This is a genomic window from Bradyrhizobium sp. NBAIM08, assembly GCF_020193935.1.
GTDB lineage: Bacteria > Pseudomonadota > Alphaproteobacteria > Rhizobiales > Xanthobacteraceae > Bradyrhizobium > Bradyrhizobium yuanmingense.
This window is the reverse complement of the sequence record NZ_JADYVR010000015.1, coordinates 61,437-73,590: the sequence shown is the minus strand read 5'-3', so window position 1 is coordinate 73,590 and position 12,154 is coordinate 61,437. Positions and strand designations below refer to the sequence as shown.

Below are 12,154 nucleotides of genomic sequence, written 5' to 3'. Positions count from 1 at the left end.
TTCGAACTCGGCGTAGCAACAGGCAAGGCGTCCGCTTCATGACCTGTCGCATTTGCGACAATTCATTTGCTCAAGAAGGTCGAGGACGGAAGGGGTCATTCGTCAATGGGTTGGACGGGATGGCAGGCTGGCATGCTGGTTGCTGAAGCGTAGGTAGGTCAAACAATGAGGAGCTCTCGCGTGATTGCCGCCAGCACCGCCGCCAAATCGTCCTGGTCCGACCAGGTGCGCGCCAAGCCTACCGTGCTCAACGACACGACATTGCGCGACGGCGAGCAGGCACCTGGCGTTGCGTTCACCACAGAGGAAAAGCTGGCGATCGCGCAGGCGCTGGCGCGGGCCGGAGTCACGGAGATCGAAGCGGGAACGCCGGCGATGGGCAACGAGGAGATCGCCGCCATCCGCGCCATTGTCGAAGCAGATCTTCCGCTGACCACCATAGGCTGGTGCCGGATGCGGGAATCTGACGTCGACGCGGCGATCGAAGCAAAGGTGTCCATGATCAATATCTCGATCCCGACCTCCGATGTTCAGATCGCGGCCAAGCTAGGTGGTCATCGCGACCTGGCGCTAGAACGGGTGAAGCGAGTGGTAGGCTATGCCTGTGAGCGCGGACTTGAGGTCGCCGTCGGTGGTGAGGACTCCTCCCGCGCCGACATTGATTTTCTCATCAGGCTGATGGCGACTGCAGAAGCCGCGGGCGCGCGTCGTTTTCGTATTGCAGATACGCTCAGTGTGCTCGATCCCGACGCGACCTACGCGCTGGTCGGAAATTTGCGTGCGACAACCGATCTCGAACTCGAATTTCACGGTCACGATGATTTAGGACTCGCAACCGCGAACACGCTCTCCGCCATCAGGGCTGGCGCGAGCCACGCCTCAGTGACCGTCATCGGGCTGGGCGAGCGGGCCGGAAATGCACCGCTCGAGGAAATCGCGGTCGCACTCAAGCAGCTCTACGGGCGCGAGACCGGCATCATACTCCGGGAGCTCGAGAACGTCGCCACGGTGGTAGCAGCCGCGGCCGCACGTGCGATTCCTATGAACAAGGCGATCGTCGGACAGCATGTATTTACGCACGAATCCGGCATTCATGTCGCTGGCCTTTTGAAGGATCGACGCACCTATCAATCGCTTGATCCCGTTTTGCTTGGCCGCTGCAACCGCTTTGTGTTCGGCAAGCATTCCGGACTTGCGGCGATCACCGCGTTACTCGATGAACTGCAGCTCGTCGCCAGCGACGATCAAGCCAGGCAGATCCTGTCGCAAGTCCGCAAGTATGCGATCGAGCACAAGCTGCCAGTCGAGCGCGAAACCGTGGCGGCGATCTGGCGCGACGTGTGCGGATGCTTGGCAACCCAGCCCGCGTGAAAAGCCGTGCCCAGCAACGTTTGCGTCGACCCTTCGCAAACCGACGCGCCGCAAGGACAGTGTCCCATGTCGCTGATGGCGCAAGCGGCGCCCAGCTTTCGCACGTCAGATCCCTGGCGCGATCTCACCTCCAAATCTTAGTTCCCGTTCCGCCATACATGCTGTGATCTCCTACACAATGACGAGCCGTCCCCGGACTGCCAATCGGCATCTTCTCGCGCGGCTGATTTCCGGTCCGACGACCGTCCTGACGAGCGTCAACCTAGATCGTGGTTTGGCCATTGATCCCGGATCTTCATCGGGACTGGCTTCGTCACCGGCGGACCCGCCGATCTGGGCAGCGAAGTTGAGAGCACCGCTTTCCGGGTTGTGGCGTGCGCATCAGCTGTGCGAGGCAGGACGGCAGCAGTCAACAGGCGCAACCCCATCTCATTGACCGTCCAGAGCTAATCTGAAGGAGAAGTTTCGATGATCAACTCATCCCCGGCAGCCGGTATCCTGGTTCGGCTCAGCAAGGCCTCGTCGGCAGAGGATTTTTTTTCGCTGCTAGGCGTCGATTACGACCCTAAGATCGTGAATGTCGCGCGCCTTCACATCTTAAAGCGCATGGGACAGTATCTTGCCAAAGAGCAATTTGCTGGTGCCGCCGAGCCGGAAATCAGAGCTCGGTGCAAGGCGATGCTGGAGCAGGCCTATGCCGATTTCGTGGCATCGTCACCGATCGACCAGCGAGTGTTCAAGGTTTTGAAGGATGCCGTCGCAGACCCTAAGAAGGCCGCTGCCTTTGTCCCGTTGAGCGAGCTGAAGTGATCTCGCGGTCCACTGCAAGCAAGGTTTGCCGGCGGGGCGCCATGGCAACCCGATGTGCAGCCTTCGTCCTTATCCGGGTCAACTCTCTGCAACCACGACCCGAGCGGCGCCTGTCGTATTCCCGACCCATGTCTGGACTGGTCGTGTCCACGGTATCAGCGGCTATTTCAAGTGTCTCCCAAACCATTACTTTCGACTGACTTTCAAGGGTTTTTGCAACTGGTACGACACTTGCTGTTGTCCTGCCGGTATGATCATCGCTGCCGACAGATGCTAGTCGTCCGAGATGAGATTGAAGGAGACCCATGATGCTGCTTTTACTGCCTGCCGAGCGCTGCGGCATCATCTCGTGGCCTACGATCGCGCAGGTCCGTTCGAAATGGTCTTTGACGCGATCGAAGTTCCGTATCGACGGTCAGATGGTGGTCAATGGATAAGTCGCCCGTTCGCGCTACACCTGGAGAGGGTATGCACAGCGTCATCCCCATCAAATCGGCCCCCGATTCCGCTCAGATTTGTATCCATCTCATGGCGGACAGCACGTTAGGAAGAGGGCCAAGGTCGGCGCATGCGGGTTGTCGGCGCTGGAGGCTCGGGATGGATTGCGTGACAGGTGCGTTGCGGGGATCGCCCTCGCCGTCACAGTCAATGTGGAGCCGCTGGGCCGAAAGTGAGGCGCAGGTATTGCGCAGCGAACGGACACGCCAACTCAGGCATGGAAGCGACCGGTCAGAATCACCGCGGCCGCATTCGTCGAACCCGGCGCGCAAGGGTCCAGTGTGGAAGACCTCTCCAAATCCGGCCGGACCGGTACGTCTATCGCGACGACGGGTCTTGTTGTGCGGCCGGTCGGACCAGGCTGACGGGGCAGAGCAACCGGCCACCTGCTGACCAAAAGTGATCTTCAGTCAACGAAGCTAAAAAGCGACCTGTGGCGCGGGCGCGCCTATCTTTGAGGGGAATTTTGAGTATGAGCAATGTCACCAGAACGGCCATGCCGGCGGCGGCCGGCCGCGCAGCAGCAAAAAAGGAACTGCCGGAGCACTTTAAGGCGTACAAACACGTTTGGGTCTTTGTTGAGCTGGAGCGCGGCCAGGTGCATCCGGTTTCCTGGGAACTCATGGGGGCGGGGCGCAGGCTTGCCGACAGGCTAAAAGTGAATCTTGCCGCTGTCGTTATCGGTCCGGAGGGGCAGCACACACGTAACGCCGCGCTTGATGCCTTTTGCTATGGCGCCGACCTGGCCTATCTCGTGAGCGACAATGTTTTGTCGGATTACCGCAACGAATCCTATACAAAAGCGCTAACCGAACTCGTCAACACATACAAGCCCGAGATCCTGCTATTGGGGGCGACGACGCTCGGTCGCGATCTCGCAGGTTCCGTGGCGACGACCCTGTCGACCGGGCTCACTGCCGACTGCACCGCGCTGGACGTCGACGCCGATGGTTCGCTTGCGGCAACGCGTCCGACCTTTGGCGGCTCGCTGCTCTGCACAATCTATACTTTGAATTATCGTCCGCAGATGGCAACCGTCCGCCCGCGGGTCATGCCGATGCCTGAGCGCGTCGTACGCGATGCCGCTCGTATCATCGTCCATCCGCTCGGTCTTATCGAAGACGATATTGTCACAAAAATATTGTCGTTCCTACCCGACCGCGATGCAGAAACGTCCAATTTGGCCTATGCCGATGTCGTGGTTGCGGGCGGTCTGGGACTGGGATCGCCTGAGAACTTTCGGTTGGTGCGCGAGCTCGCAACGCTGCTTGGCGCTGAATATGGCTGCTCGCGTCCTCTGGTGCAAAAAGGCTGGGTCACGTCTGACCGGCAAATCGGCCAGACGGGCAAGACCATCCGGCCAAAGCTCTATATTGCCGCCGGCATTTCCGGCGCGATCCAGCACCGGGTTGGTGTGGAGGGCGCGGATCTGATCGTCGCCGTCAATACTGACAAGAACGCTCCGATCTTCGACTTCGCCCATCTCGCGATCGTCAGTGACGCCATGCAATTGCTACCCTCGCTCACGGCCGCATTTCGCGCCCGGCTTTTGCCGAATTCGCGCGCCCGGATCGCGACGGCCTAGAGGAGATGATGATGATTGAAGAGAGATTCGATGCGATCGTGGTCGGAGCCGGTATGGCCGGCAATGCGGCGGCATTGACCATGGCCAAACGCGGCATGAAGGTGCTGCAGCTCGAGCGGGGCGAATATCCCGGATCGAAGAATGTGCAGGGCGCCATCCTCTATGCCGACATGATGGAAAAGCTGGTCCCCGAGTTTCGAGAGGAGGCGCCGCTCGAACGTCATCTGATCGAGCAGCGGTTCTGGATGATGGACGATCGCTCCCATGTCGGCATGCATTACCGCTCAGACGACTTCAACGAGGAACGGCCGAACCGGTATACGATTATACGGGCCCAGTTTGACAAATGGTTCTCTTCCAAGGTGCGGGAGGCTGGCGCGACCGTGCTGTGCGAGACGACCGTCACCGAGCTTGTACGGGACGAGCGTGAAAGAATCGTCGGTGTTCGTACAGATCGCCGAGACGGCGAAATACATGCCGATGTCGTCGTGCTGGCCGAGGGGGTCAATGGCCTGCTCGGGACGCGCGCGGGCCTGCGCGCGCGGCCGAGACCCGATAACGTTGCGCTCGCGGTGAAGGAGATGCACTTCTTGCCTCGCGAGACTATCGAGGCGCGCTTCAATCTCAAGGGCGATGAAGGCGTCGTGATCGAGGCGGCCGGTACCATTTCCCACGGCATGACAGGGATGGGTTTCATCTATGCCAACAAAGAGTGCATTTCGCTCGGCATCGGTTGTCTCGTTGCCGACTTCCAGCGCACGGGCCGGACGCCCTACGGCCTGCTCGATCAATTCAAGAGGCATCCTTCTGTGGCGCCCCTGATAGCAGGGTCCGAAGTCAAGGAATATTCGGCGCATCTCATTCCTGAAGGCGGGTACAAGTCGATCCCGCAGCTTTATGGCGAAGGCTGGGTCGTCGTGGGCGATGCGGCCCAACTCAACAATGCCATTCATCGAGAGGGCTCCAATCTCGCGATGACTTCCGGCCGTATCGCCGCCGAAGCGATAGGTCTGGTGAAATCGCGCGGCGAGCCGATGAGTGCAACAAATCTGGCGATCTACAAGAAGATGCTGGACGACTCCTTCGTCATCAAAGATCTAAAGAAGTACAAGGATTTGCCGCCCCTGATGCATACGCACTCACAAAACTTCTTTCTCACCTATCCGCAGCTCATCTCCAAGGCGATGCAAAACTTTGTGCGCGTCGATGGTACGCCCAAGGCTGAGAAGGAGAAGGCGACCCTGAAATCCTTTGCCAAGGCGAGGTCATGGACAGGTCTGTTCGGCGATGCTTATCGTTTTGCACGGGCCTGGCGCTGACCGGGACAGCGTGAAGGCTAACAATGGAAGGTCAAAGCATGAATGTCGAACCCCCAGTGCGCGTCGAAGACAAGCTGTATTACAACCGCTATCTTGTCGACATCGGTCATCCTCACGTCAAGGTCCGTGCGCACACGACGCCATCGCCGCAGCTACTTGCACTTTTGAAAGCCTGCCCCGCGCGATGCTACGAGCTCAATGACGACGGCCAGGTCGAGATAACCGTTGACGGCTGCATCGAGTGCGGTACCTGCCGCGTGATCGCCGAGCCCACCGGCGACATCGAATGGAGCCATCCGCGCGGCGGATATGGAGTGCTGTTCAAGTTTGGGTGATGGTGGAAAAAAGGGCGGGCCGTGGTGCGACCGAGGTTAGGCGATAGGATCTCACCGCATGTGTGGCGCATTCCGCGTCAGTTGCACGGCGCCTGGAATTCGAGCAAGACGCTCTTCATGCGGACGCTGCGCAAGACATGATTTGCAGATGTCCCGCTCGTTCGGGAGCCGCAAAGGGCTCGTTGTGGCGTCACTGAGTGGCGCCACAACGCAGTCGATCGTATGGCAGAAGAAGGATCAGCCCCTCGCCCGAGAGGGGGTGGGCCCAGCGGCCTCGATTGCGATCGCCACTGACTGCATGATCGCGGCAAAGCGTACGGCGGTCTGGATCGCTTCGGAACTGACGCCCGCGGCTCTCAGTGTCTTCTCATGGGCATCGATGCAAGCACCGCAGCCGTTTATGGCCGAGACCGCAAGCGACCACAGCTCGAAATCGGACTTGTCGACGCCGGGATTGCCGATGATGTTCATACGCAGCCGTGGCGGCATCGTCTTGTATTGCGAGTTGGAAACGAGGTGAGCGAAGCGGTAGTAAACGTTGTTCATTGCCATGAGGGAGGCTGCGGCTTTTGCTGCGGCGATCGCCACAGATGTCATCACGGCGGCGGCAGCCGATTCGATCGCGGCAATCAGGGCTGCGTTGCGGGTGGCAATAGCGCTCGCCAGCAGCAGCCCGTATTTTTGCTGTGGCGAAAGCGTCTCATCGGCCACCAAGGAGGTCAAGTTAAGCCTGACATCCTTCGCAAAATCTGGAATCCTGTCGCTTAGTTGTTCGATCGACGACATGCTGCCTCAAGCAACCTTCAAGGTTTCGCCGCCGATTTCGCGGTTGCAGGGACAGAGCTCGTCGGTTTGCAGCGCGTCCAAAACGCGGAGCGTGTCCTTAGGACTGCGCCCGACACTGAGATTGGTCGCATAGACGTGCTGGATCGTATTTTGGGGGTCAACAATAAAGGTGTAACGATAAGCAACCCCTTCAGGTGAACGCACGCCAAGACCATCGACGAGCGTTCCCTTTGTGTCTGCAAACTGCCAGATTGGCAGATTGTGCAGGTCGACATGTGAGCGCCGCCAAGCGAGCTTGCAGAACTCGTTGTCAGTCGAACCACCGAGTACAATCGCATCGCGGTCGGCGAATTCCTTGGAGAGCCGCGCAAACTCAGCGATCTCTGTCGGGCAGACGAAGGTAAAATCCTTGGGATAGAAGAAGATGACCTTCCATTTTTCTGCAAAACTCGCCTCGGTCAGCGTCTCGAATGCACTCTGTCCTCCTTCTTCCTGCGCTTGAAAACCTGGCTTCACGCCTGTGATTTCGAACGGCGGCAACTGACTTCCAATTCCGAGCATGCTGTCCTCACAAATTTGCTTTTGTAGATCGTGATTTCACTGTTGAAGCAAACTATATGCCATCCGTTCTCGGGAGTGGATTCCAGCGGCTTTGATACGAGCATGCTCGCGCGCTTGGAGAGTCGATCAGCGCTAAGTTCTGAAAAATCAGTAGCCAAGCGCTTCGCTCCAACTATTTACGATCACAAGGCAGCAGCGTGCCAACGCCCGCGCTGAAGGGTCGCCAGTCGGCAAGGCATTTCTTCGGAACGGCCGTTAGGACTACGCCTCGGGTGATCGCGTCAACGAATTCGGCGCGCAGGCCCCGGCCAGCTGCTTCTTGTCTGGCGAATTTGTTGGTCATGAGAAGATCGAACTTGTTGCGAAGTGCCTGGGAAAGGACAGCTGCGGCCTTGGCAAGCGCATTTGTACCGAGATTACAGGACCTCCGCTGCTGAGTGGCTGGGAGATCGAGATCTCTTGTCCCGTCGCAACGTCGATTGTGATCATGACGTGCGTCACATTTGCGCGCATCGAGTGTCGCTGCACGATGCCGCCGAAGCGTAGGCCTTGCTGCGCGATATCCTGAGCGAACTGGGCGAGTAGCCTATCGGCATCGTCTTTTGGGCGGTAGTGAATTGCCCCCACACTATACGGACCTATCTGATCCAGATCATCGATCACGGCTGGGATCCTGTTGATGTGTTTCTCTTGTCGGGGAATATCTGTCGAGGTTCTCATGCGGGTCGTGGCGGGTGTTGCAAGCACCGCTCGGCAGCCGCAAGCGGAACGGCGCGAGCGACCTCGGCGAATACGTCCGCTCCATCGCTGAGCCGTAGCGCATCAAAGGACCGGCGCGTGATGCGCGCCAAGAGCTACGCCAGAACGGCCAATTTCAACAGTCAGAAGAAGGTGACCTCTGCCTCGTCGAACGGCAGAGAGGCTTTGTGCGTGCCGGAAATACGTTGAGGATAGAGCTTGCACGCGGGCGCTCACACGCAATGCTGACGTCGCCGGCTGCGATGCGGAGCCGCAGCTGCGCGCCCGGTCTAAGCGGCACTCCAGGTATCAGAAGGCGTGCCCCCTCTAGGCGGAGCATGATCAGCCCATAGCGTCCGTAGCCGCCGACCACGGTATCAAGACAGACTGCCGCGTCGCGGCGCCTGGCAAGCGCCGGTTCGCTCTAAACGACATGGAGCGGCCCTGCCGCAGTCATGACGCCATCTTTCATCATGACAAGATGATCGGCAAAACGCTCGATATCAGCGATGTCATGGCTGATGTAGATCATCGGCAGTGGGAGCTGTTCCCGCAGGCGCTCGAGAAATGGTAGGATCTCGCATTTGGCGGAGCGGTCGAGCACAACGAGTGGATCGTCCAGCAAATGCAGCCTAGGCTGGCCTAACAACGCGCCGCCAAGCGCAAGTCGCTGTCGCTCGGCCGCGGAAAGATGCGATGGCGAACGCTCGAGCAGTGGCGCCAAGGCGAGTAATTCGACCACACCATCAAAATCGATCAGTGTCGGTGTCGATTTTGACGCGTTATGTAGAAGGGTGCGCCGTACAGACCAATGAGAGAAAAGAGTTGGTAGCTGGAATACATATGCGACGGGACGCAGATGAGGCGGTCGAAATGTCGTCTCATCCTGCCAAATCTCTCCATCGACCGCACAAAATGCGTTCGGCAGACGCTGCACGCCCGCGATGCAGCGCGCGAGTGTGGTCTTGCCGCACCCGGGCGGACCAAAAGTCGCTGTGACGCCTTTGGCTGGTACGCTGAATTGCGCATCTAGCGGAATGTTTGCGAGAGAGCCGTTGAACGTAACCTCTATATAGCCCGCTTTTGCTTCTCTCATGAACCTGCGCCGGTGCTGTATCTTCCCATCCAAGACACGAGCACAATCACTGCAATGGAGATCATGACCATGCCTCCGAAAATCCAGTCCGTGCCGCTCCAGCACGGCGTCTCTACTCGGGTGAGGGCATAAGGTGCGGCGGCGAACTGCAGAACGGTGTTAAGACCAGAGGCGTCTTCATCTCCCAGCCGCGAGGATTGTGACAATCGGACGCTGCCCGGTTGCGCTTGCCAATGAGACACCTAGCAACGCGACGTTCTCAGCCTGCTTGGCAAAGCCGAGGGCTTCTGCTGAATGTCCAAATGGCCCGGCTTGAGAGGTTTGACGGTAAAGATGTCGGCTCGCGCCAGAGCTGAATACTGGCTCGGGATCAGAAATCCGCATCAAGCCTCCCACAGCGTTGCTAGCCGATTTGAAGTTTGCGCCGGTCGCCATAGTCGTGGCCCCTGCATTCTCGGGTGCGAGCAGCATCAAAGCTAGATCGATCTGGATGAATCGGATAAGCCTCATTGGAACTCCGGCTCCGCCGTCGCGACTGGTTGATCCCTGCCCAGCAATCCGCGTGCCGCTTCAATGAATATCTGCGCGTCTAGCGGTGAAGGAGGCTTTGTATCGGGCTCCACTCGGCGTAAATCGCCGCATGTCATTGTAGGGCTTTGGACGCTCGCGTCACCAACCGCACATGCAGGAGCTACGAAGTGGAAGCTGAGGATGATCGATCGCCTCTTGCATTGGAGATGGTGCTTTGGCGAACATGCGGCCGTAAAACTCGTCAATGATGCACAAGTCCATGTCACCCGATTTGGCGCACCTTCCGGTGTGCGCGGAGGTGAAAGTCGGCAGCGGGGCGCTTGGGAAAAAGGGCTGATGTGAGATGAGATGCTGTGCCCGCGAGCTACGGGAGAACGTCTTCCTGGCCGCACCGGTCGCGGGCGCATCTCAGGCGCGCGGGCCTTTGTTGCAACGCGAGGTGACCCAGGATTGAGCTGCCCAAGTTGGATACTTTTACAGGCTCCGAAGGAATTCTTGCGTCAGCGACGAACCGTTGGGACTCGAGGCTCGCAATTGCAGCCTGCTAAATGCTCCAGCTTGGACCGCGATATCGCCTGATTTCGCTGCGGCAGCGGTATCTTCCTCGCTAATCACAACGCCGCGTGTCGCTATCGTGAAGGCTTATTTGTCTAGGCAAGGTTTTGGGGTTGCAATGGTCCGCGTTGGCAGCATCGGGTAATCGATCTTTGGCAGCTGCCCGGTGAGCGAATTCAGAAACGCTACAATCTCGTCAGATTCTTCATCACTGAGCTTTGCGCCAAGCTGAACCTCACTCATCACGCCAACCGCTTGCTTAAGACTCCAAACCTGACCGGAATGGAAGTAAGGAGGGCGCAACGCGACGTTCCGCAACGGCGCGGAGCGGAAAACATATTCGTCCCCGAGATCCTTGGTGATGGCAAAGCGACCCTTGTCCTCCCTCGGAAGCAGCCTTTCGGCGGGCTTTTCAATCATGCCGAACGGGAAGTATTCTTGTCCACCGACGTTGATTCCGTTGTGGCAAGAGGAGCATCCCTTTGCGATGAATAGCTTTAGCCCAGCTTTCTGCTGATCAGTGAGAGCATATTCATCGCCCTCGAGGTACTGATCGAATGGGGCGGCGGGAGTAATCAAGGTCGCCTCGAAAGCCTCGATGGCCTTGGCGAAATTTTCAAACGTAATTGGCGTCGCATCGTTGGGAAAAGCCTTGCTGAACATAGCGACATAATCGGTCATTGAATTCAATGTTCTGAGCACGCGATCGGGCGTCGCATTCATTTCGATGCTGGCCTGGACAGGGCCCGCGGCCTGCGCCTTAAGATCCGCCGCGCGTCCATCCCAGAACTGCGCCACGTTGAAGACTGCGTTATAGACTGTTGGCGCACGACGTGACCCCAGCTGCCAGCGATGACCAATCGACGTCGGGCCGGCATCTACCCCGCCCGTCCCAAGGTTATGACACGTGTTGCAGCTAATAACCCCGCTCGCCGATCGCCTCGGATCGAAAAACAAGGATTTGCCAAGTGTGACCTTTTCATGGGTAATAGGATTGTCCTTCACCGCTGGAACGGTTGAGGGAATCGGCTTGAAAATGCGCTTGGCGGCGCTCATCAAATCCTCATTGGCGCCTGCTGCTGGCGAAACCAGAATGGCTGAGGCCATAACACTTAACCTGCCGACCCTGGAAAACTCGCGTACCGCTAATCTCCTCATGTGAAGTCTCGCTTTTCTCCTAGATCGTGGATTCGCGAACATAGCCCTCGGTCCCAGAAAGACCTGTAGCAGTCAACGTCGAATGGTGTCTTCCGTGTTCCGGCTAGGCCGCACCAAGGCTGACGTTCTGCCGGTGTTACTAGCAACCGGTGTGCCAGCGGGGCTCAAGGTCGAAGCTGCTGAGCCGGTTTCAAGCAATTGCGCACCGTGAATAGCAGCAGGCCGCATGAGGCTGTCATGGACGGTACGTGGCAGTTGCGACAATCACCACCAGGCAAGGTATCCTGGCCTGTCGGTCCAAACCTCTGTGCTTCTCGGAAAACCCATCTACCGAACTCTTTTGACTCTGCAAATCGGATCGCGAACAAAAGGAGCTGCGTCGACGCAGTTTGTTACTGATCGTCTCGATGCGTGCCCTTTGCGGCTTCAACCGCTTCACTAAGCTAAGCGTCATCCACCAGCATCGGTAACGTTCCTACCCCGGAGGCAGCCGGTCCGGCGCGCAGTTGTCGGGAGTTCGTCCTGCTGCGCCCAATGAGGGCATGCCCGTCTCAGAGCGATTCACACATGCCGGACGACGCTCAAAGTGCTTGAATCGACCGTAGCGTCAGGTTGTAGGCCTTGCGAAGGCAGAACGCCATATTGGGAGCCAGCATCGCCGCACATGCTAAACAGCCGATCTCTGTTGGACCTCCGTGTCTTCGCAACGAGCGTGTTATTCGTGGCGGGACGATGATTCGGGAGGCCGTAATCATTGCGGCTGCCCCGCAACAGCGCGACCATGGCTGCCGAGGCGCCGGTAAACAGATTG

Annotated in this window: 10 protein-coding genes and 1 pseudogene; 6 read left to right on the top strand and 5 right to left on the bottom strand. The window is 58.4% G+C overall.

Annotation, left to right across the window (positions count from 1 at the left end):
- Positions 1–183: 183 nt before the first annotated feature.
- The 5 genes from nifV to I6F37_RS33645 all read left to right on the top strand — a co-directional run bounded on the left by nifV (position 184) and on the right by I6F37_RS33645 (position 5,918).
- A complete protein-coding gene (gene nifV / locus I6F37_RS33665) occupies positions 184–1,371 on the top strand; it encodes a homocitrate synthase (protein ID WP_225129642.1) in 1,188 nt (395 codons plus the stop codon).
- 468 nt (positions 1,372–1,839) lie between these two features.
- Positions 1,840–2,181 (top strand): nitrogenase stabilizing/protective protein NifW, encoded by a 342-nt coding sequence (gene nifW / locus I6F37_RS33660; protein WP_225129548.1) that lies wholly within the window; start codon positions 1,840–1,842, stop codon positions 2,179–2,181.
- 970 nt (positions 2,182–3,151) lie between these two features.
- Complete coding sequence (locus I6F37_RS33655; protein ID WP_225129546.1) at positions 3,152–4,264, top strand: electron transfer flavoprotein subunit alpha/FixB family protein; 1,113 nt, start codon at positions 3,152–3,154, stop codon at positions 4,262–4,264.
- A gap of 11 nt (positions 4,265–4,275) precedes the next feature.
- Positions 4,276–5,583 carry an FAD-dependent oxidoreductase gene (locus I6F37_RS33650; protein WP_225129544.1) on the top strand — a complete coding sequence of 436 codons (1,308 nt, stop codon included), beginning with the start codon at positions 4,276–4,278 and terminating at the stop codon, positions 5,581–5,583.
- A 38-nt stretch (positions 5,584–5,621) separates the two neighbouring features.
- Entirely contained in the window at positions 5,622–5,918 is a 297-nt protein-coding gene (locus tag I6F37_RS33645; protein WP_027571403.1) for a ferredoxin family protein, read from the top strand.
- A gap of 237 nt (positions 5,919–6,155) precedes the next feature.
- Here the strand turns inward: I6F37_RS33645 and I6F37_RS33640 are convergent, their stop codons facing one another.
- The 4 genes and pseudogenes from I6F37_RS33640 to I6F37_RS33625 all read right to left on the bottom strand — a co-directional run bounded on the left by I6F37_RS33640 (position 6,156) and on the right by I6F37_RS33625 (position 9,099).
- Positions 6,156–6,704 (bottom strand): carboxymuconolactone decarboxylase family protein, encoded by a 549-nt coding sequence (locus tag I6F37_RS33640; protein ID WP_225129542.1) that lies wholly within the window; start codon positions 6,702–6,704, stop codon positions 6,156–6,158.
- A 6-nt stretch (positions 6,705–6,710) separates the two neighbouring features.
- Positions 6,711–7,265 (bottom strand): peroxiredoxin, encoded by a 555-nt coding sequence (locus tag I6F37_RS33635; RefSeq protein ID WP_225129540.1) that lies wholly within the window; start codon positions 7,263–7,265, stop codon positions 6,711–6,713.
- Between the two features lie 172 nt (positions 7,266–7,437).
- A pseudogene (locus tag I6F37_RS33630) lies at positions 7,438–7,985 on the bottom strand (DUF2478 domain-containing protein).
- 442 nt (positions 7,986–8,427) lie between these two features.
- Positions 8,428–9,099 (bottom strand): ATP-binding cassette domain-containing protein, encoded by a 672-nt coding sequence (locus I6F37_RS33625; RefSeq protein ID WP_225129538.1) that lies wholly within the window; start codon positions 9,097–9,099, stop codon positions 8,428–8,430.
- A 711-nt stretch (positions 9,100–9,810) separates the two neighbouring features.
- Here I6F37_RS33625 and I6F37_RS33620 point away from each other — a divergent pair.
- Positions 9,811–9,972, top strand: a complete 162-nt coding sequence (locus tag I6F37_RS33620) for a hypothetical protein (protein WP_225129537.1) — start codon at positions 9,811–9,813, stop codon at positions 9,970–9,972.
- A 300-nt stretch (positions 9,973–10,272) separates the two neighbouring features.
- Here I6F37_RS33620 and I6F37_RS33615 read toward each other — a convergent pair whose 3' ends face one another.
- Positions 10,273–11,343, bottom strand: coding sequence for a cytochrome-c peroxidase (locus I6F37_RS33615; protein WP_225129535.1), 1,071 nt, complete (start codon positions 11,341–11,343; stop codon positions 10,273–10,275).
- Between the last annotated feature and the right edge of the window lie 811 nt (positions 11,344–12,154).

Coding starts and splice junctions, on each gene's coding strand:
- I6F37_RS33635 (WP_225129540.1), bottom strand. CDS start 7,265: ATGCTCGGAATTGGAAGTCAGTTGCCGCCGTTCGAAATCACAGGCGTG.
- I6F37_RS33620 (WP_225129537.1), top strand. CDS start 9,811: ATGATCGATCGCCTCTTGCATTGGAGATGGTGCTTTGGCGAACATGCG.
- I6F37_RS33615 (WP_225129535.1), bottom strand. CDS start 11,343: ATGAGGAGATTAGCGGTACGCGAGTTTTCCAGGGTCGGCAGGTTAAGT.
- I6F37_RS33655 (WP_225129546.1), top strand. CDS start 3,152: ATGAGCAATGTCACCAGAACGGCCATGCCGGCGGCGGCCGGCCGCGCA.
- nifW (WP_225129548.1), top strand. CDS start 1,840: ATGATCAACTCATCCCCGGCAGCCGGTATCCTGGTTCGGCTCAGCAAG.
- I6F37_RS33625 (WP_225129538.1), bottom strand. CDS start 9,099: ATGAGAGAAGCAAAAGCGGGCTATATAGAGGTTACGTTCAACGGCTCT.
- I6F37_RS33640 (WP_225129542.1), bottom strand. CDS start 6,704: ATGTCGTCGATCGAACAACTAAGCGACAGGATTCCAGATTTTGCGAAG.
- I6F37_RS33645 (WP_027571403.1), top strand. CDS start 5,622: ATGAATGTCGAACCCCCAGTGCGCGTCGAAGACAAGCTGTATTACAAC.
- I6F37_RS33650 (WP_225129544.1), top strand. CDS start 4,276: ATGATTGAAGAGAGATTCGATGCGATCGTGGTCGGAGCCGGTATGGCC.